General features: G+C 71.6%; 14 protein-coding genes. 6 read left to right on the forward strand and 8 right to left on the reverse strand.

Annotation, left to right across the window (positions count from 1 at the left end; all coding sequences use genetic code 11):
- Window positions 1-11: 11 nt before the first annotated feature.
- Genes ACWGUG_RS00475 through ACWGUG_RS00490 form a run of 4 tightly spaced genes read right to left on the reverse strand, consistent with a single transcriptional unit; the run spans window position 12 to window position 5,628 of the window.
- Entirely contained in the window at window positions 12-2,207 is a 2,196-nt protein-coding gene (locus ACWGUG_RS00475; protein ID WP_452323489.1) for a beta-galactosidase, read from the reverse strand.
- A 3-nt stretch (window positions 2,208-2,210) separates the two neighbouring features.
- A complete protein-coding gene (locus ACWGUG_RS00480) occupies window positions 2,211-3,728 on the reverse strand; it encodes an apiosidase-like domain-containing protein (protein ID WP_452323490.1) in 1,518 nt (505 codons plus the stop codon).
- Between the two features lie 39 nt (window positions 3,729-3,767).
- Complete coding sequence (locus ACWGUG_RS00485; protein ID WP_452323491.1) at window positions 3,768-4,796, reverse strand: LacI family DNA-binding transcriptional regulator; 1,029 nt, start codon at window positions 4,794-4,796, stop codon at window positions 3,768-3,770.
- A gap of 1 nt (window position 4,797) precedes the next feature.
- The gene (locus ACWGUG_RS00490; protein WP_336394488.1) at window positions 4,798-5,628 is read right to left on the reverse strand and encodes an NAD-dependent epimerase/dehydratase family protein; all 831 of its coding nucleotides are present in this window, start codon (window positions 5,626-5,628) and stop codon (window positions 4,798-4,800) included.
- Between the two features lie 117 nt (window positions 5,629-5,745).
- Here ACWGUG_RS00490 and ACWGUG_RS00495 point away from each other — a divergent pair, with 117 nt between their 5' ends.
- Complete coding sequence (locus ACWGUG_RS00495) at window positions 5,746-8,340, forward strand: family 78 glycoside hydrolase catalytic domain (RefSeq protein ID WP_452323492.1); 2,595 nt, start codon at window positions 5,746-5,748, stop codon at window positions 8,338-8,340.
- A 120-nt stretch (window positions 8,341-8,460) separates the two neighbouring features.
- Complete coding sequence (locus ACWGUG_RS00500; RefSeq protein ID WP_336394486.1) at window positions 8,461-9,441, forward strand: sugar-binding transcriptional regulator; 981 nt, start codon at window positions 8,461-8,463, stop codon at window positions 9,439-9,441.
- A 179-nt stretch (window positions 9,442-9,620) separates the two neighbouring features.
- Here ACWGUG_RS00500 and ACWGUG_RS00505 read toward each other — a convergent pair whose 3' ends face one another.
- The 4 genes from ACWGUG_RS00505 to ACWGUG_RS00520 all read right to left on the reverse strand — a co-directional run bounded on the left by ACWGUG_RS00505 (window position 9,621) and on the right by ACWGUG_RS00520 (window position 13,507).
- Window positions 9,621-10,280, reverse strand: a complete 660-nt coding sequence (locus ACWGUG_RS00505) for an aspartate/glutamate racemase family protein (protein WP_452323493.1) — start codon at window positions 10,278-10,280, stop codon at window positions 9,621-9,623.
- Between the two features lie 20 nt (window positions 10,281-10,300).
- A complete protein-coding gene (locus ACWGUG_RS00510; protein WP_336394484.1) occupies window positions 10,301-11,215 on the reverse strand; it encodes a carbohydrate ABC transporter permease in 915 nt (304 codons plus the stop codon).
- A gap of 1 nt (window position 11,216) precedes the next feature.
- Entirely contained in the window at window positions 11,217-12,098 is an 882-nt protein-coding gene (locus ACWGUG_RS00515) for a carbohydrate ABC transporter permease (protein WP_336394483.1), read from the reverse strand.
- Window positions 12,099-12,163: 65 nt separating this feature from the next.
- Window positions 12,164-13,507, reverse strand: a complete 1,344-nt coding sequence (locus ACWGUG_RS00520; protein WP_452323494.1) for an ABC transporter substrate-binding protein — start codon at window positions 13,505-13,507, stop codon at window positions 12,164-12,166.
- Between the two features lie 244 nt (window positions 13,508-13,751).
- On the opposite strand from ACWGUG_RS00520, the gene ACWGUG_RS00525 reads away from it, so the two are divergent.
- The 4 genes from ACWGUG_RS00525 to ACWGUG_RS00540 all read left to right on the forward strand — a co-directional run bounded on the left by ACWGUG_RS00525 (window position 13,752) and on the right by ACWGUG_RS00540 (window position 20,737).
- Window positions 13,752-15,743, forward strand: coding sequence for a glycoside hydrolase family 127 protein (locus ACWGUG_RS00525; protein WP_378882910.1), 1,992 nt, complete (start codon window positions 13,752-13,754; stop codon window positions 15,741-15,743).
- A 5-nt stretch (window positions 15,744-15,748) separates the two neighbouring features.
- Window positions 15,749-17,020: a RuBisCO large subunit C-terminal-like domain-containing protein gene (locus tag ACWGUG_RS00530; protein WP_378882912.1), complete on the forward strand. Its 1,272-nt coding sequence runs from the start codon at window positions 15,749-15,751 to the stop codon at window positions 17,018-17,020.
- Window positions 17,013-18,275: a four-carbon acid sugar kinase family protein gene (locus ACWGUG_RS00535; RefSeq protein ID WP_452323495.1), complete on the forward strand. Its 1,263-nt coding sequence runs from the start codon at window positions 17,013-17,015 to the stop codon at window positions 18,273-18,275. Before ACWGUG_RS00530 ends, ACWGUG_RS00535 begins: the two co-directional genes overlap by 8 nt.
- 161 nt (window positions 18,276-18,436) lie before the next feature.
- Entirely contained in the window at window positions 18,437-20,737 is a 2,301-nt protein-coding gene (locus ACWGUG_RS00540) for a transglycosylase domain-containing protein (protein WP_452323496.1), read from the forward strand.
- The last annotated feature ends 49 nt before the right edge of the window (window positions 20,738-20,786 follow it).

Here is a 20,786-nt window from a genome sequence, read left to right on the forward strand (position 1 = left end):
GTTCAACCGATTCACGAGGCGGACGGGGACGGCGGGCTCGCCGCGACGGAGGGCGCCTCGCGCCAGACCCGCACGTCCCACGGCGCGAGGTCGACCTCGGTGCCTGCCGGGTGAAGGACGTCGTCGAGGACGGATGCCGCGTCCGCCGCGACCCCCACCGTGCGGGCGTGAGGCGACCAGTTGTGCACCACCCACACGCGACCCTGCGCACCCGTGAGCGAGTGCGCGGTGACCGACGCCGGCCGCGCGGTGAGGATCGCGGAGCCCGCGCGCTCCGGCCGACCGGGCGCCGCATCGCCCGGGAGCTCCGGCCGACCGGGCGCCGCGTCGCCCGCGGAGCCGCGGGCGGCGGCATCCGTCATCACGTCCGCCAGCGTCGCCCGGTCGAGCAGCGTGCCGACGACCGTGATCGCGCCCGCACCGACCTCGTGGCGCGTGACGGCGGCCCATCGGCCGAACAGCGGATGCCGGTACGCGAGGACGACATCGGCGCCGTCGGGCTCGAGCCCGTCGACCCACCCGTGCGCGGTGCCGACCACCACGCCGTCGCGCTGCACCTCGATCGGCTCGGCGAGCGCCGCGAACTCCCGGTAGCCGACCCCGGCCGCCGGCCCGACGATCGCGGGGGCCCGCACGGGTCGCATGCGGCCTTCGTCGTCGCCGTACCCGGTGCGGGGGCCGATCACCAGCCGGCCGCCGAGGCGGGCGTACTCGACGAGCGTCTCGAGCGTCGGATCGGATGCCGCGACCAGGCCCGCGACGACGAGCACCGGGTACCGCCGCACGAGCTCCGCCGGGTCGGGCAGCTGCCGGTCGTTGACGAACCCCACCTGCAGCCCGGCATCGACCGCCGCGCGTCCGAACGCGCCCACGATGCGCGCGTACGATCCCCGGTCTGCATCGGCGCCGTGCGCGAGCGGCGGCTCGAACGTCATCATCCACTCGCTGTCGTGCGCGTACACCAGGCCGACGTCGGCGTCGGGTTCGGCATCCGCCAGCCAGGGCGCCGCCGCCCCGAACTGCCGGCCGATCGCGGCGATCTCGGCGTGGATCCGCCCTGGTTCGAGGTCGTGGCCGAGGATGCCGCCCCAGTGCACCTCGGCGCCGGAGTGCAGCGTGTGCCAGTGCCAGTACGACACGAGCCGCGCGCCGCGGGCGACGAGCAGCCACGCCGCCTGGGCGAGCTGCCCGTCGTACGGCGGGCGGGTGAGCCACGCGGGGCCGATCGAGGCAGCGCCCGTCTCGGTGACGAGGAACGGACCCTGGCGGGACGCCCGCATGCGGTCGGCCATGAGCACGAGCTGCGGCACGTCGTCGGCGTACCACTGACCGCCCGCGCCGTCACGCTCCAGGTCCATCGCGTCCTGCGCGAGGTAGTACGCGTTGCCGCTGGCGATGTCCAGCCGCGCGCCGACGGCGACGTCGTCCATCGCCGGACGCTGGTAGGCGATGCAGGTGGTGAGGAACGTGTCGTCGCCTACGAGCGGGCGGACGAGGTCGGCCTGCCAGCCGATGAAGTCGGCGGTGAGCTCGGCCTGGAAGCGCCGCCAGGCGAGGTCGTAGGCGGGGGTGGTGTTGCCCGACGGCGCCCACAGCTCGTCCCACTCCGCGATGCGGTGCGACCAGTACGTCAGCCCCCACGCGTGGTTGAGCGTCCCGACATCGCCGTAGCGCTCGGCGACCCAGTCGCGGAAGCGCCCGACGACCTGGTCGTTGTGGATCAGATGGAGGCCCGCCTCGTTGTCGAGCTGCACACCGATGACCGCCGGGTGCCGGCCGTGCCTGCCGATCACGGCGCGGATGACGCGCTCCGCGTAGCCGCGGAAAAGCTGGGACGTGTAATCCACCTCCTGCCGGCCGCCCCACGGCACGGAGCCGCCGTCCTTGCGCACCACCGCGAGCTCGGGGTGTGCGCGCGCGAGCCACGGCGGCACGGCGTAGGTGGGGGTGCCGAGGATGACGTCGATCCCGTGCGCGTGCGCCGCGTCGAGCACGGGCGTCAGCCACTCGAGGTCGAACTCCCCGTCGCGCGGCTCCCACGTCGACCACACCGACTCTCCGACGCGGATGCAGGTGATCCCGGCATCCGTCATCAGCCGAAGGTCGGTCTCGAGCCGCGACGGGTCGGGCAGGTACTCGTTGTAGTACGCCGTCCCCAGGCGCGGGCCGCCGCGCCAGGCTTTCAGGCGATCGGATGCCGCGACCACGCGTCAGTCCGTCACGCGCGTGATGCGCAAGGCCAGCGCCTCGCCCTCGGGCAGCTCGACCGGTGCGGACGCCCGGGCGTAGGCGTCGTTGCGCTGCACGTCGTCGAGCGCGAACCGGCGGCCGACGGGAGTGATCGTCATGTTCCAGGTGTCGATCACGTCGACCTCGAACACGTCGCCCTCCTCCGGTCGCTCGCCCGGCACGCCGATGGGCAGCCGGAAGTCCCACGTCGCCGGCGCCGACGGGCCGAGGTACTGGACGTAGAGACGGCGCGGGATGCCGGCCACGTACGCAGGGTCGTCCCACTTGTCGATCGGGTCCAGGCCGGGGCCGTCGACCTCTTCGAGGATGCCGCGGAGGAACGCCAGCCGCGCCGGCGAGTCGCCCTTGAGCGGGCCGCCCTCGACCATATGGAGACTGCCGGACTCGGTGACGAAGCTCTCGCCGTGGGAGGCGTACGTTCCCGCGACGGTGGCGATCCAGAACTGGTGCACGAGCCGCTCGGCGTCGAGGTGACCCCAGCGGTCGGGGATGTCGCCCTCGTACTTGATCTCGTCGAGCACGACGGGCTTGCCGTAGACGTCGCGGTAGAGGTTGGCGCGGCCGAAGTCGGTGGTGACCGACCCGTTCTGTATCGACGCGTGGGTGACCCAGGGCTGGTTGTTGTCGTACAGCTCGATCCAGTTGTGGATCGAGCGGAGGTGGTCGTAGGGGTCGATCTCGGCCAGCAGCGCGCCGGTGCGGTCCCAGCGGTCGGCGGGTCGCTCGAGCTGGTCGAACTCGTTGCACAGCGACCACCAGACGTGCGGGTGGGCGGCCAGTCGCGCGACGAGGTAGCGGAGGTAGACGGCATCCTCCTCCTCCGTCAGCTCGTTCAGCCCGAACTGGCCGCGGTCGTACGCGTTGTAGACGAGGACGTCGGCCTGGATGCCGCGCTCCCCCAGCACCTCGACGGCCCGGTCGAGTCGCTGGAAGAACTCGGGCACCGGGCGGGTGACGTCCCAGCGTCCGTCCGTCTTCTCGAACGGCATGAGGGCCGGGATGTGCTCGATGTAGCCGCCGCCCTGCGGGAAGACCATGAACCGGAACTTGTTGAACCCCGCCTCGGCGATCGCGTCGACGGTCGAAGAGAACAGCGGCTCGTCCTGGTGCAGCCAGTTGTACGCGGTCGCGCCGACCGGGCGGAACGGCGTGCCGTCGGCGTGCGCGAAGTGGAACCGGTGGGAGACGCGGACGGGCCCGTGATCACCGCCGGCGACGATGTCGAAGGCCCCCGAGCGCCCGGCCAATGCCGCATCGTCGGAATCGGTCGACCACGTCCACTCGCCGGCGAGGTCGGGGGCGAATCGGGCGCGGTAGGTCGTGCCGCCGTCCCAGAACCCGGCCACGACGCGCTCCTGGCCGGTCGGCCCATGCTGGGCGCGCAGCGTCAGCGGCGTGCGGTCGGCGGGGATGACGCCGGCGCCCTCGAACGTCAGCTCGATCGGTCGGTACAGCTCATTCGGCTGCGGGTGGGACACGGGTTTCTCCTTCGATGTCGTATCCGTGGGCGGTTCGGTTCAGACCGGGACCCGGCGCGAGCTCTCGCGCACGATGAGCTCCGGCTCGTAGATGCGCTGGACGACCGTGCCGTGCTCGATCGCCTCGAAGAGCAGATCGACGGCAGTCGCGCCGAAGTCGGCGTGCTGGGCGCGGACGCTCGTGAGGGGGATGAGGGATGCCTCGGCGAACTCGTTGTCGTCGTACCCGACGACCGCGATGTCGCGGGGCACCGAGACGCCGCCGGCGATGAGCGCCTGCAGCACGCCGAGGGCGAGCAGGTCGTTGGCGGCGAACACGCCGTCGGGCCGGTCGGCCGCGGGGCGTGCCGCCAGCGCTGCGCCGACCGCGCGGCCAGCGGCGATCGATCGCTCCGCCACCTCTTCGACGTCGATGACGCCGGAGGTCCCCGCCACCGCCTGGCGCGCGCCGTCGAGCCGATCCGCGACCTGCTGGACCGGCAGCGGGCCGCCGACGAACGCGATGCGGCGGCATCCGCCGGCCAGCAGATGCGCGGCGGCCTGCCGGCCCCCGGAGACGTCGTCGATCGAGATCGAGGGCTGCCGCTCGTCGCGCGCGCGACGGCCGACGAGCACCGACGGGGTGCCGCGCTCGCGCATGGCGGCGAGCCGGTTCTCGATCGGCTCGAACGACGACACCAGCAGCCCCCGCGCCTGCCGCTGCTCGAACGCCTCGAGGTACGCGTCCTCCCGCTCGCGGTCGCCGTGGGAGTGCGCGAAGAAGACGGTGAGGCCGAGCCGCTCGGCGCGGTACTCCACCTCCTGCGCGATCTCGCTGAAGCGGGGGTTGCTGACGTCGGGCGAGAGGTAGCCGATGAGGGTGCTGACGCCGAGCCGCAGCTGCCGTCCCGCGCTGGACGGGACGAAGCCGAGCTCGTCGATCGCCTCGGCGATGCGCCGCGCCCGTTCCGCCGACACGCGGCCGGGGTGGTTGAGGTACGCCGAGACCGTGCCGACCGCGACGCCGGCGCGGGCGGCCACCTGGCGGATGCCGGGCCGATGCCCGGGCCGGTCCTCCGTCGCCGACATGTCAGCGCCAGTCGTGCTCGGCGGCGAATCCGAGGCGCTCGCGGATCTTGCGCGTCGACATGAGCGACTCGAACTCGCCGAGGTCGTCGGCCACCGGCGTGCCGGGGAACCAGCGCGCGGCGACCTCGCGCGACGGCGCCGCGTTGCCTGATTCCGGGGCGGCCACGTTGTACACCTCGAAGCCCGGCTGCGCCGCGGCCAGGGCGAGCGAGACGGCCAGCGCGCCGTCGCGCGCGTCCACCCACGACCCGACGAGGTCGCGGCGGTAGTGCGGCTCCGCGGCGCGCTGGAAGGTGGCGTACTCGTCCGGGGCGACGACATTGGTGAAGCGCAGCGCGGTGACCGACGACCCGGGTGCCCAGCGAACCAGCTGCGCGGCGATCGCCTCCTCGGCCACCTTGCCGAGTCCGTACGTGTTGTTCGCGCTGGTGTACGTCTCGTCGACCGGGAGCGACGGCGGGGCCTCGTCGAACGGGAAGCCCATCGCCGTGATGCTCGAGGCCAGCACGATCGTGCGGATCCCCGCGCGGTGCGCGGCGAACAGCGCGTTGAACGACACCGTGACGTTGTTGTGGAAGGTCGCGGCATCCGGAACCAGGCCGTTCACCGGGATCGCCGCGAGATGCACGAGGGCGTCCAGTCCGTCGTGGCGCGCGGTCACCGAGAGGAACGCGTCGAGCGTCTGACCGAAGTCGGTGAGGTCGACCCGCGTGAAGCCCGGCCCGGGCGTTCCGGCGAGGTCGAATCCCATGACGTCATGGCCGTCGGCACGCAGTCGCTCGACCGTGGCGCGCCCGAGCTTGCCGCCGCTGCCGGTCACACCGATGCGCATGCCGTACCTCCTCGTCCGGGCACCGGGAACGCAGCTTGAAACGTTTCGAAATCGGTGCGACACTCACTGTACACGTTTGGAATGAAACGTTTCGAACATCTCCCAGAGAGGACACCGATGTCCGTCACCGTCGACGCCCCCCGCATCGAACACCACCGCGAGCCGCTCGGCATCGGAGAGCGGATGCCGCGCCTGTCGTGGCGCGTCGCCGGCGCGCCGTCGGGCTGGCGGCAGACCGCCTACCGCGTGGAGCTCGAACAGCACGGCGCGACCACCTCGCACGATGTCGAGAGCCCCGACCAGGTGCTGGTCGCCTGGCCGGGCGAGCCGCTGCGCTCGCGCGAGCGCGTCACGGTGCGCATCGCGGTGCGCGGAACGGACGACGCGTGGTCGGAGGCATCCGCGCCCACCGTGCTGGAGGCGGGGCTCCTCGAGCCGTCCGACTGGGTCGCCCGGCCGGTCGGCGCGACCCGCAACGAGAACCCGAACAGCGACGACCGGCGACCCTCGCTCGTCCGCCGCGGCTTCGAGGCGCGCGAGGGGCTGGTGCGGGCGCGGCTGTATGCGACGGCGCACGGCCTCTACGAAGCGGAGCTCAACGGCGAGCGCGTCGGCGACGACGCCCTCTCGCCCGGCTGGACCGTGTACGGCCGGCGCCTGCGGTACTACACCTACGACGTGACCGCGCTGGTGCGCCCCGGCGAGAACGCGATCGGTGCGTGGCTCGGCGACGGCTGGTACCGCGGGCGGCTCGGCTGGCGCGGGGGCTTCCGCAACGTCTACGGATACGACCAGTCCTTCCTGGGCCAGCTCGAGCTCACGTACGGCGACGGCACCCGTGAGGTGATCGCCACCGACGTGTCGTGGCGGTCGGCGCCCAGCCCGATCCTGCAGAGCGGCATCTACGACGGCGAGGACTACGACGCCCGCCAGGAGCTGCCCGGGTGGTCCGCGCCGGGATTCGACGACTCGGAGTGGGAGGGCGTGCAGGAGCGGCACCGCGACCCCGCGACGCTCGTCGCGCCCACCGCTCCCCCGGTGCGCGCGACCCAGGAGCTCCGCCCCGTCGAGGTGCTGACCGGGCCGAGCGGCTCGCGCATCCTCGACTTCGGGCAGAACCTCGTCGGGCGGGTGCGCATCCGGGTGTCAGGGCCGGCGGGTACCGCCGTGACGCTGCGCACCGCCGAGGTCATGCAGGACGGCGAGATCTACACCCGGCCGCTGCGCGCCGCGCGCTCGGCCGACAGCTACACCCTCGCCGGGCACGAGGTCGAGGAGTGGGAGCCCCGGTTCACCTTCCACGGCTTCCGCTACGTCGAGGTCACGGGATGGCCGGGCGACCTCGACGCGGATGCCGCGGCCGGCGCCCTCGTCGCCCGCGTGTACCACACCGATCTCGAGCGCACCGGCTGGTTCGAGTCCTCGGATGCGGCGCTCAACCGCCTGCACGAGAACGTCGTGTGGGGTATGCGGGGCAACTTCGTCGACATCCCGACGGACTGCCCGCAGCGCGACGAGCGCATCGGCTGGACGGGCGACATCCAGGTGTTCGGCCCGACCGCGTCGACGCTCTTCGACGTCTCGGGCATGCTGTCGGGCTGGCTCCGCGACGTCGCGATCGAGCAGCTCCCCGACGGCACGGTGCCCTGGTACGTGCCGGTGATCCCCGCCGTCGACAAGTGGACCCCGATGCGACCGGGCGCCGCCTGGGGCGACGTGGCGACGCTGCTGCCGTGGACCCTCTACGAGCGCTTCGGCGACGTCGGCGTGCTCGAGGCGCAGTTCGACAGCGCGCGCCGCTGGGTGGACCTGCTCGAGCGGCTCGCCGGCCCCTCCCGACTGTGGGACACGGGCTTCCAGCTGGGCGACTGGCTCGACCCGGCCGCGCCGCCGAACGACCCCGCCGACGCCCGCACCGACCGGTACCTCGTCGCGACCGCGTACTTCGCCAAGTCCGCCCGCACCGTCGCCCGCATGGCCGAGGTGCTGGGGCGCGCGGACGAGCGGGGGCACTACGACGCGCTCGCCGACGAGGTGGTCGCCGCCTTCGGCGGGGCGTACGTCCACGACGACGGCACGATGACCAGCGACGCGCAGACGGCCTACGCGCTCGGGCTGCGGTTCGACCTCATCACCGATCCGCAGCGGAGGGATGCCGCGGCCGCACGGCTCGCACAGCTCGTGCACGACGCGGGGAACCGCATCGCCACCGGGTTCGTCGGCACCCCGCTGGTGTCGGACGCCCTCAGCTCGGGCGGCCAGGTCGCCACCGCGTACGACCTGATCCTCGAGCGCCGATGCCCCTCGTGGCTGTACCAGGTGGAGCAGGGTGCAACCACGGTCTGGGAGCGGTGGGACTCGCTGCTGCCGGACGGCACGGTCAACCCGGGCCAGATGACGTCGTTCAACCACTACGCGCTGGGCGCAGTCGCCGACTGGATGCACCGCGTCATCGCCGGCCTCGCCCCCGATGCCCCGGGATACCGGCGCATCCGGTTCGCGCCTCGCCCCGGCGGCGGACTCACTTCGGCCTCGGCGCGCCAGCTCACCGCGTACGGCGAGGTGGCGATCTCGTGGCGCATCGCGGACGGGCAGCTGCACGTCGAGGTCACGGTGCCGGTGGGTGCCGAGGCGGTGCTCGACCTGGACGGCGTCGCGGAGGAGACCCTCGGCGCCGGCATCCACTCGTGCGCGGTGCCCGTGGTCGCCTGACGAGAGGGCCCGACGAGAGGGGCGCCGCCGTAGGTCTCCCGTGGCACTGGCGCGGACGGCAGAGACTGAATATCCTTTCGTTAGCGAATCCTCAGTCGGTTCGCCACGATCGGAGTCACTGTGCCCGTCACGCCGTACACCCGCCAGCCGGACGGGCAGGTGCGCCTGCTCACCAAGGTGGCCCGCATGTACCACGAGCGCGGCGTGCGTCAGGCCGACATCGCGACCGCGCTCAATATCTCACAGGCGAAGGTGTCGCGTCTGCTCAAGCGTGCGGAGTCCGTCGGGATCGTGCGCACCATCGTGACGGTGGCGCCGGGCGTGCACGCCGAGCTCGAAGAGCAGCTCGAGGAGAAGTACGGCCTCGCCGAGGCCGTCGTGGTCGACGTCGACCCCGATGCCGACGAGAAGGAGCTGCTGGCCTCGCTCGGGGCGGGGGCGGCCGGCTATCTCGAGGCGACCCTCTCGGGCGCCGACCGGATCGGCGTCTCGTCGTGGAGCCAGACGATCCTGGCGATGGTCGACCGCATGCGCCCGTTCACGGTGCGCGGCGCGACGGAGGTCGTGCAGCTGCTCGGCGGGGTCGGTGCGCCCGAGGCCCAGAGCCACTCCAACCGCATCCTCGGCGAGCTCGCCCGCACGCTGGGCGCGGAGCCCGTCTACGTGCAGGCCCCCGGCGTGGTGGGGGATCCGGCGATCCGCGACAGCCTGCTGCAGGACCCGTCGATGCAGGAGGTCGCGCGGCACTGGAACGACCTGACGATGGCCATCATGGGCATCGGCAGCATCGAGCCGTCCGACGTGCTCGCCACCAGCGGCAACGCGTTCCCGCCCGAGGAGCGACAGGGGCTGCTCGACGAGGGCGCGGTCGGTGACATCTGCCACCGCATCTTCCGCGCGGACGGCTCGCTCGTGCGCGGCGCGATCGACGACCGCATCATCGCCATCACCGTCGAGAACCTCATGCGCATCCCCCGCCGCGTCGGCATCGCCGGCGGCGAGCGCAAGCTGGAGGCGATCCACGGCGCCCTCGCCGGCAGCTGGGTCACGACGCTCGTCACCGACCTCCGCTCGGCCGAGGCCCTCGCCGACCGCTCCTGACCCCCGGCGCTCCGCGGGCGCGCGGGCTGCGGCATCCGCGATCCCCCGCGCCTCGCCACGGCATCCGCGGATCCGAATACCGGACTTTCGGCCGCTTTCCGGATCAGCAGCGCACCGCCGCTCCGGAAAACGTCACGAACTCCGAGTTCCGGATCGACGGGACCTCCTGCGGCCCGGATTCAGCGGGCGGCGAGGGAGGCCGCGAGGCGCTCGACGCCGAGGCGCGGGCTCGTGAGCACCGGCACGTCGACCGACACCGCCTCGGCCGCGGAGGCCATGGATGCCTGCGCCAGCACGATCACGTCGGCCTCGGCCGCGCCGCGCTCGATCGCCGCGGCGACCAGACGGTCGTGGGTCGCGCGGTCGCCCCCGGCGACGGCGGCGAAGGCGCCCTCGATCACCTCCGAGGTGAACTCCGGCTCCACCCCGGCGAGCCGGGCGCGCTCCTGGAGGAGTCCCAGGGTGGGACGGCACGTCGTGGGCAGGGTGGCGAGGACCCGGATGCGGCGACCGGCGCGCACCGCGGCATCCGCCATCGCCTCGTCGACGCGCAGCACCGGCACACCGGCCGCTGCCGCTGCGGGTGAGGCGAGCTCGGAGATCGAGGAGCAGGTGAACATGACGGCATCCGCTCCCCCGGCCGCCGCCGCACGCACGAGGTCGTCGATCCGTTCGGGGACGGATGCCGCGCGCTCCTCGTCGCCGAGATCGGCGACGATGCGGTCGTCGAGGTAGTTCACGACCGTCGCGCCCGGCAGGAACTCGGCCGCCAGCGCCCCGAACGGAGCGATGTTGACGGCGCCGGTGTGCAGGAACGCGATGCGCGGTGCGGAGGTCATGCAGTCAGCCTTCCAGGATCTCAGCCCTTGAGGGCGCCGCCGGACATGCCGGCCATGATCTTCTTGTTGAGCGTGAGGAACAGGATGAGCAACACGAGGATGTTGATGCTCACCGCCGCGAACAGCGGTCCGTACTGCGTCGATCCGTACTCGTCGCTGAGGCTCAGCAGTCCGACCTGGATCGTCGCGAGGTCCGGCCGCGTCGTGAACGTCAGCGCGATGAGCAGGTCGTTCCATACGCTGAAGAACTGGACCAGGCCGATCGTGAGGATCGCGTTCTTCATCATCGGGATGCCGATCACGAAGAACGACCGGAGCGGGCCCGAGCCGTCCACCGTCGCCGCCTCGAAGATCTCGCGGGGCACCGATCGGAAATACGTCGCCATGAGGAACGTCGTCAGCGGCAGCCCCATGACGGTGTAGGTGATGATGAGCGGCCACAGCGTGTCGGTGATCCCGATGCGGAAGTACGTGATGAACAGCGGGACGAGGATCATCTGCCCCGGCACCATGATGCCGGCGAGGATGTAGAGCAGGACGCCGTTGCGGCCCTTCCAGATCATCACCTCGAGGGCGTATCCCGCCGCGACGCCGATGAAGACGATCAGCAGCACCGAAGGGATCGTGACCAGCACGCTGTTGAGCCAGTTGCGGGCGACGTTCCCATTGGTGAGAGCGGTGATGTAGTTGTCGAACTGCCACGTCTCGGGGAGCGAGAGGGCGGGGTTGGAGAGGAACTCGGACTGGGTCTTGAACGAGCCCAGCACCATCCAGACCTGCGGGTACAGCACCACGATCATCAGCACCGCCACGACGATCCACACCGGCAGGCGGCGCAGCGCGCGCAGCACGCCTCGGCGGGCGCGGTTCGGCGTCGGCCGTCGGACGGTGGGGGTGGCGACCGTGTATGCGGTCTCGGGCTGCGTCAGGGTCATGTCAGGCCTCCGCCTTGCGACGCGACGATCGGAAGATCGCGAGGGTGAACACCAGGCAGAGTGCGGTGAGGATGACGGCGATGGTGGAGCCGTAGCCGTACTCGGCGTACTCGAACGCGGTGCGGTACATGTACAGCGTCATCGGCGCGGTCGACGTGCCCGGGCCGCCGCCGTTGAGGGCGAGGAGGCTGTCGAACACCTTCAGCGTGGCGTTGAGGCTGAAGATGATCGAGGAGAGCAGGATGGGCAGCGACAGCGGCACCACGATGTGGCGGACCAGCTTGAGGCCGTTCGCACCGTCGAGCCGTGCCGACTCGATGACCTCCTCGGGGATGTCGAGGAGCCCTGCGTACAGGAGCACGGCGTAGAAGCCCATCGAGCTCCACAGCGTCATCACGATGGCGGTGGTCATGGTGCCGACCGTCGAGGCCAGCACCTCGACGCTCTCGCCACCGAAGAAGTTGATGATGTCGTTGACCGGGCCCTGGTTCTCACCCACGGCCACGAAGCTGCGGAACAGCAGCGCCACGGCCACCGTGGGCAGGACGGTCGGGAAGAAGACCAGCGTGCGCACGAGGGTGGAGCCCTTGCGCAGGACGAAGACGTAGAGGAGGGCCAGCGCGTAGCCGAGCGCCACCTGCAGGGCGGTGGCGACCACCGCGAAGAAGATGCTGACCCACATCGACTGCAGCGCCGCCGGGTCGGTGAAGAACGTGGTGAAGTTCTGCAGTCCGACCCAGTCGAAGCCGCGCAGCGAGTTGCCCTCGAAGAACGACAGGCCGAGGGACCAGCCGACCGGCACCACCTTCAGCAGGGTGTACAGCACCAGGGCCGGTGCCAGCAGGATGAAGATCGTCTTCCGATCTCCGAAGATCGAGTTCATCTGCGAACTGCTTTCTGTGTGGAACCGGCTCCCCGAGCGACCGCCCGGGGAGCCGGTGCGGGAGGTCAGCCGTTGGCGTCGATGCTCGCCTGGAGCTCGGCCATGTAGTCCTCGGCGCTCATCTGCCCGGTCGTGAGCAGCGTCACGTTCGTCGATGCGAGCGAGTTGCTCTTCGAGTCCATGAGAGCCTCGAACCACAGTACGGTCTCGTCGATGCCCGCGATGCGCTCCTGCATCTCGGCGGTGTTGGCCGACAGGTCGGTGACCTCGCCGTTGACCTTGAAGCCCGAGATGACGCCCGCGTCCTGCAGCGCCTGCTGGCCGTAGTTCTCGGCGATGCAGCTCACCCAGTCGACCACCTTGGGGCCGAACTGCTCGGCGTTGATGATCATCGGGGCGCCGGCGTTCGCGGCGTACTGGTCGATCGAGCCGTTGCCGCCCTCGACCTCGGGGAACGGCATGAAGCCGACGTTCTCGCCGCCGATCTGGTTGCGCTCCGGGTCGTTGATGGCGCTCAGCAGCCACGATCCGTCGTACGTCATCGCGGCCTGGCCGGTGAGGAACATGTTCGACGAGGTGTCGCCGTCGCGGGTCGAGAAGCCCTCGCCGAAGTAGCCGGCCGCGGCGAAGTCCGCGAGTGCCTGCGCACCCTCGACGTACTCGGGCTCGGTGAGCTTCGCCTCGCCGTCGCGCACGGCGGCCATCGCCTCGGGGCCGACGTTGCGGAAGATGTACATGCCCATGATGCGCGTGAGCGGCCAGCCGTTCGCACCCGCCTCGGTCATCGGCACGACGCTGGCGTCGGCCAGGACGTCGGCCGCGTCGACCAGCTCGTCCCACGTCTGCGGCTCTTCGATGCCGTTGTCGGCGAGGATCTCCTTGTTGTAGAAGATCCCCTCGATGTTGTACTGGTACGGCATCGAGAACATGCCGCCGTACACCTGCTCGACGGTCGAGGCGGCGGCGGGGAGGACGTTGTCCCACGCGTCGGCGCCCTCGAGCGCGGCCTTCAGGTCGCCCACGAGGCCGGCGGCGTTGAGGTCGCCGTCAGGACGGATGAGCGCGGTGCCCGCGATCGTGTGAGCCGGAAGCGCGCCCTGGCTGGCCAGGAGGGTGACCTTCTGCACGGTGTCGGCCTGCGCGACCTTCTGGTGCTCGAGCGGGAGCGCCTCGTTCTCGGCCTCGCACGCGCCCTCCGAGAGGGCGGTCAGCTGCTCCTCGAGGACCGGGTTCTCATTGGCGGTCATGACGGTGAAGGTGTCGGGGTCGGTCCCCCCGGCGCCGCTGCCGCCCTCCGACGATCCGGAGTCGGCGTCGCCGCTGCCTCCGGCGCAGGCGGCCAGCGGCAGCACCGCTGCCAGTGCGATGCCGAGCACCGCGGTGCGGCGACGGTTGCTGCGTGTGTTCATAGCGTCCTCCTTGACGACGGCCATGCGGGTGAAAGGTACGACACGACAGTAGGGACGATTTCGATGTGTGTCAACAGTCAGTACTGAAATTCTATTCACTTTGAGACGATTCACCCGCTAGACTGCATTTCCATGCAGCGTTGCGAGAACTTTCAGCGCCGCCTAGTCTGACCCGCATCGGCCCGTGCTTGCCGCGATGCGGCGACGAGCACGATACTGAGACGCCATTTCGGAAGGAACCGCCATGACCGCCACGACCGCGACCAGGGCCCACGCCCGGCTGCGACCCCTCGGCGCCGGGAGCGCACGGTGGGCGAGCGGCTTCTGGGGCGACGTCCACGATCGCACGCGCGACGTGACCATCCCGCAGATCTGGTCCTCCCTGAGCGATCCGGCCGTCAGCCCCGGCCTCGCGAACTTCCGCATCGCGGCCGGCCTCGAGTCCGGGGAGCACTCCGGCCCGCCGTTCATGGACGGCGACTTCTACAAGTGGCTCGAGGCCGCCGTCTCGCGCCTTGAGACGGACCCCGATCCCGAGCTCGCCGCCCGCATCGAGGAGATCGCCGCGCTCATCGCGTCGGTGCAGCGCGAGGACGGCTACCTCCACACCCCCACGGTCATCTCGTCCCGCAACCACGAGGACGTCATCGCCCTCGCCGACCGCTTCAACTTCGAGACGTACAACCTCGGCCACCTCATCACGGCCGGGGTGCGCCACTACGAGGTGACCGGGTCGACCACGCTGCTGGACGCCGCCCGCAAGGCGGCCTCGTTCCTCGAGGACCTCGCGACGAACAAGCCGCTCGAGCTCGCCCGCAGTGCGATCTGCCCGTCCCACTACATGGCGGTCGTCGACCTCTACCGGGCCACGGGCGACGAGCAGTACCTGCGGCTCTCCGAGGCGTTCATCCGCGTGCGCGACGACTTCGAGGGCGGCGACGACAACCAGGACCGCCTCCCGGTGCGCGAGCAGACCGTGGTCGCCGGGCATGCCGTTCGGGCGAACTACCTGTACGCGGGCCTGGCGGATCTGGTCGCCGAGACGGGCGACGACGAGCTCGAGGCCGTGCTCGAGCGACTGTGGCGCGACGTCGTCGACACGAAGCTCTACATCACGGGCGGTGCGGGCGCGCTCTACGACGGCGCCTCCCCCGACGGCTCGCCGTGGCAGAACCAGATCAGTCGCGTGCACCAGGCCTACGGCCGCGCCTACCAGCTTCCGCACACGACGGCGCACAACGAGTCGTGCGCGAACATCGGGCTGATCCTCTGGGGCGAGCGGATGCTGTCGCTCACGGCCGACGCGCAGTACGCCGACGTGATCGAGCAGGTGGCCTTCAACAGCCTGCTCTCCAGCATCAGCCTCGCCGGCTCGGAGTACTTCTACACGAACCCGCTGCGCCAGGTGCGGGACCTCCCCTACCCGCTGCGCCGGCCCGGCGACACCGCCATCCACCCCACGCCGCCCCCGCCGCCGTCGGACGAGCGCCTGCGCGAGCCCTACCTGTCGTGCTTCTGCTGCCCTCCGAACATCGCGCGCACCCTCGCCCGCTTCCACGAGCGCGCCGCGTCGCTCGGTGACGACGGTCTGTACGTCCACCTCTACGGCGGCGGTGTCGTCGATGTCACGACCGGCGACGGGCGCCGCCTGGCGCTGCGGGAGGACAGCGACTACCCCTGGTCGGAGCGGCTGACGTTCACGGTGACGGATGCCGCGGCCGGCGGCATCCCGCTCCACCTGCGCATCCCCGGCTGGTCATCGGGCGCGACCCTCAGCGTGAACGGCGAACAGGTCACCGTGTCGGACCCCGGCACCTACACGCCCGTCGAGCGCGTCTGGCAGAAGGGCGACGTCGTCGAGCTGACCCTGCCGATGCCGGTGCGGGTGCTGCGCGCGCACCGGCTGGCGGAGGAGGCCACGAACCAGGTGGCGGTGCGGCGCGGACCCGTCGTGTACTGCGTCGAGTCCGCCGACCTCCCCGAGGGCGTCGTCCTCGAGCAGGTGGCCCTGCGCCGCGGGGCGACGTTCGAGCCGGTCGAGACCGAGATCACGGGTCGGCGCGTCGTCGCGCTCGAGACCGAGGCCGTCATCCTTCCGGGCTCCGACGACGACGCCCTGTACGACGACCTCGCCGACACCGCCCTGCAGCAGGCGACGGTGCGACTCATCCCGTACTACGCGTGGGGCAACCGCGGCGCCGGCGAGATGTCGGTCTGGCTCCCGCTGGTCTGGTGACGCGCATGAACTTCCAGCACCCCGTCGGGGCGTCCGTCGTCGCGACGTACGTCATCGAGACCTCCCTCCCGCTCCAGCACGCGGCCGAAGTGCTCGCGGGCGAGCAGTCCACGGGCACCTTCGTGCGCGTGGAGCGCGAGTCCGACGACCTGCGCGCCCGGTTCGCCGCCCAGGTCGTCGGCATCGAGGAGCTGCCGCTCACCGGCGCCTCCCCCCTTCCCGGCGCGGTCGGCGATCCGGCGCTGCGCCGGCGGGCGCGGCTGCGGCTGCGGTTCCCGCTCGACAACTTCGGGCCGTCGCTGCCGAACCTCCTCGCGGCCGTCGCGGGCAACCTGTTCGAGATCAAGGAGCTGGCGGCGATCCGCCTGGTCGACCTCGAGCTGCCGCAGGCCTTCGCGGAGCGCTACCCCGGCCCGGCATTCGGCGTCGAGGGCACCCGGCGGCTCGTCGGCCGCCCCGAGGGCGCGATGATCGGCACGATCGTGAAGCCCAGCATCGGTCTGGCCCCGGCGGAGCTCGCCGAGGTCGTGGCGGAGCTCGCCGAGTCGGGCATCGACTTCATCAAGGACGACGAGCTGCAGGGCAACGGCCCGAGCGCTCCGCTGGCCGACCGCGTCGCCGCGGTCATGCCCGTGCTGGAGCGCTACGCCGACCGCCACGGCCGCAAGCCCATGTACGCGTTCAACATCACCGATGACATCGGCCGCCTCGAGGCGAATCACGACCTCGTCGTTGCCGCCGGGGGCACGTGCGTGATGGCGTGCATCAACCTCATCGGCCTTCCGGGACTGGAGTTCCTGCGCCGCCACAGCGGCGTGCCGATCCACGGGCACCGGGCCATGTTCGGCGCCTTCGGACGCTCGGAGCAGGTCGGGATAGGGTTCCGTGCATGGCAGAAGCTCGCGCGCCTGGCCGGCGCCGACCACCTGCACACCAACGGCATCAGCAACAAGTTCTACGAGACGGACGACCAGGTGCTCGACTCGATCGCCGCCGTGCGTGAGCCTCTCCTGGGGCTCACCCCGACGGTGCCCGTGCTGTCGTCGGGGCAGTGGGGCGGACTCGCGCACGCGACGTACGCCGCGGTGGGCACCACCGACCTCCTCGTGCTCGCCGGCGGCGGCATCCACGGTCATCCCGACGGCGCGGCCGCCGGCGTCGCGAGCATGCGCGATGCGTGGGCGTCGGCCGCACGCGGCGAGAGCGCCGACGACGCGTACGAGAGCTCCCCCGCGCTGCGCCGCGCCGCGGAGCTCTTCGGGCCCGTCCGTGCCTAGAGCCCGCGTCGCCTTCTACGGCGACGACTTCACCGGCAGCGTCGACGCGCTGCTGCAGTTCGCGCGGCGCGGCTGGACCGGTCGCCTGTTCACGCGGCTGCCGGATGCCGCGACCCTGCGCGCGGCGGCCGGCGAGGTCGACGTGATCGGCGTGGCCGGCATCTCGCGCTCCCTTGCGCCGGCGGAGATGGACGACGAGCTCCGGCCCGTGTTCGCGGCGTTCGCCGAGCTCGAGCCGGACGTCGTGCAGTACAAGGCGTGCTCGACCGCGGACTCGGCGCCGCACGTCGGCAGCCTCGGCCGGGTGATCGAGCTCGCCCGAGAGGCATTCGGCGAGCGCCCGGTGCCGATGCTGTTCGCCCAGCCCGACTTCGGGCGCTACACCCTGTTCGGCCAGCACTTCGCGGCGGAGCGCGGCGTGGTCTATCGGCTCGACCGGCAGCCCACGATGTCGCAGCACCCCTCGACGCCGATGACGGAGGCCGACCTCGCCGCGCACATCGGGCGGCAGACGGACCTTCCGGTCGGCTCGATCCCGCTGGTCGCGTACGGCGAGCTGGACGCGCTCCTGCGGGGGACGCCCGCCGCGGCCGTCGTCCTCGACGCCCTCACCGACGAGCACCTCGTCACGATCGGCGAGGCGCTCGGCACGCTGCCCGCGCCGGTGTTCGCGATCGGCTCGGGCGGGCTCTCGCACGGCGTCGCGGCGGCCGCCCCCGGCGATGCGCCGGAGCTTGAAGCGTCGTCGACGGCCTCGGGGCCGGTCCTCGTCGTGTCGGGCAGCCGCTCGGCCCAGACGCGCCGGCAGGCGGATGCCGCGGCCGCCGCGGGGTGGCTCGTGCGGCCTCTCCCGCTCGACGCTGCGGGCGTCGCCGCAGCGCTGCCCGAGATCCTCCGGGCACTCGGCTCGGGCCGTGGCGTCGTGCTGACCTCCGACGACGCCGACACGGACGCCGCGGGGGGAGCGCCGCTGCTGCCGGCGATCGCGGAGGCCGCGGCATCCGTCATCTCGGCCGTCGCGCACGACGGCGCGTCCCGTCGCGTGATCGTGTGCGGCGGCGACACGTCGAGCCGCGTGACGCGCCTGCTCGGCGTCGAGTCCCTGTCGATCGCCGCGAACCCCTGGGGGAACGTCGTGCTGCTGCGCGCCCACGCCGGGGAGCCCGCGATCGACGGGCTCGAGCTGCTGCTCAAGGGCGGCCAGGTCGGGTCGGACTCGCTCTTCATCGACGTGGCGGCGCTCGGCCGCCGATAGCACGCCGGACCCGAGCCGGAGGGGTCGCGCACGGTAGCCGTATCGGAATGCCGGACGGTCTGTCATGCTTTCTCCCACCGCGATTGGAAGCTGTCGTGAAGCCGTCACAAGAGGTTTCTCCGCTAGCGCCCCTAGGGCCCTACCGACGCACGGTCGCGGGGGTGCTCGGCGGTCTGGTCGGGCTCGTCGCCCTCAGCGTGATCGCGGGCCTGCTGGCGGTCGCTCCGATCACGCCGGTGCTCGCGCTCTCGGGGCACGCGGCCAGCCGGGCGGTGTCGCTCTTCGACGGCATGCCGAGCTACCTCGCCATCGACCGGCTCATGCTGCCGACCACGATCTACGCCCGCGATCCCCAGAGCGGGAAGGACGTGGAGCTGACCTCGTTCTACGACCAGAACCGCGTTCCGGTCCGCTTCGACGAGGTCGCACCCGTCATGTACGACGCGATCCTGGCGTCGGAGGATCCCAGGTTCTACGAGCACGGCGGCATCGATCTGATCGGCACCACCCGCGCGCTGATCAGGAACGCCCAGGGCGGCAGCATCCAGGGCGGATCATCGATCAGCCAGCAGTACGTCAAGAACGTCCTCGTGCAGCGGTGCGAGCGCGACGCGGTCGCCACCGACCGGCAGACCCGCGACGAGGTGCTGCGGACGTGCTGGCTCGACGCCACGCGGGCCAGCGGAGTCGAGGGCTACGAGCGCAAGCTCCAGGAGATCCGCTACGCCGTCCAGCTCGAGCAGGAGTACTCCAAGAACGACATCCTGCTCGGCTACCTCAACATCGCGAACTTCGGCGGCACGACGTACGGCATCGAGGCCGCGGCCCGCTACTACTTCAGCACCACGGCGGCGCGGCTCCCGCTCGGTCAGGCGGCGACCCTCGCCGGCATCGTGCAGAACCCGAACACGTTCCGCATCGACCGGCCGGGGGGCTCGATCATCGGGTCCGACGGCACCAGATACAACAAGGCCGCCGACGGCGCGATCGCCGACGTCACCCCCGGCACGCTCGCGGGCTTGGACTCGCTGCTGGCGGCGGGGACGATCACGCCGGAGCAGCACCTCGCGGCCGGTGACGCCTACAGCGCGACCAAGGGGCGGCAGCTCTACGTGCTCGACCGGATGCGCGAGGACGGCCGCATCACCGACGAGCAGTACGTCGCCGCCGCGATCGAGCCGATCGCGCCCGCGGTCCAGCCCGCACTCACCGGGTGCGCGGCGACGTCGGCGCCCTTCTTCTGCCAGTACGTCGTCAACACGCTGCGCTTCGACCCCGACTATGCGGAGGCGTTCGGCGAGACGGCGCTGCAGCGCCAGCAGTCGCTCACCCGCGAAGGACTCCACATCTACACGACGCTGGACTGGCAGCTGCAGAACGCGTCTCAGGACGCGATGCGCCGGTACGCGCCGGAGGCGGTGCCGGGCATGGCGTTCGGCGCCGCATCGGTCAGCATCGACGCGCCCTCCGGCCGGATCCTCGCTATCAGCCAGAACAACCGGTTCACCGAGGACGCGGACCTGGCCGCGACCGATCCGGTCTACACATCCCTCGTGTACGCCGGTGACGCGGTGCACGGCGTCTCGGACGGCTTCCCGACCGGGTCGACGTTCAAGCTCTTCACCCTCGTCGACTGGCTCGAGCAGGGCCACTCGCTGTTCGAGCCCGTCAACGGCACGCTGCGCGCGATCCCGCGCCTCCGGGACCGCTGCGAAGGCACCTGGATCAACCGCGAGAACCACGTCGTGCGCAACTTCGGCGGCGTGCGCGGCTACACCGGGACCCCGATGCAGTTCACGGCGCAGTCGCTGAACAGCGGCTTCCTCGGCATGGCCGAGAAGCTCGACCTCTGCGACATCGAGCAGGTCGCCGCACGGATGGGCGTCACCCGCGGCACCGGCGACCCGGTGGATCTCGACGGCGCCGCGTCGATCATCGGGACCAACAACATCGCGCCGGTCGCGCTGGCGGGCGCCTTCGCCACGGTGGCCAACAACGGCGTCTACTGCGTCCCGCGGGTCATCGAACGGGTGGTCAACGCCGAGGGCACCGAGCTGCCCGTGCCCGGCGACCGCTGCTCGCAGGCCATCAGCCCGGAGGTGGCGGCGGCGACGGCGTTCGCGCTGCAGGGCGTGATGGTGCCCGGCGGGACCGGTTCGGGCGGAAACCCCAACGACGGCACGCCACTGCTGGGCAAGACGGGCACGCACGAGCAGATCCAGACGTGGCTCGTCGAGTCCAGCACCCGCGTCACGACCGCGGTCTGGGTCGGCAACGCGATCGGGGAGGGCGACGTGTTCCGGGTGTGGCACGACGGACGCCCGCTGTCGCAGGCCCGCCTGCCCCTCGCGCGCGACATCCAGGCCACCGCGAATCAGCTGTATCCGGGTGCCGGCTTCGCCCCGCCGCCCGGGCAGCTGATCGGACGGCCGCCGGCGCGGGGCGGGGGCGGGGACGACTGACCGCGGACGGTCACGCGCCGATCCGGCCGAGGATGCCGCCGGCGCCTGG

The organism is Microbacterium sp. NPDC055455 (assembly GCF_053619935.1).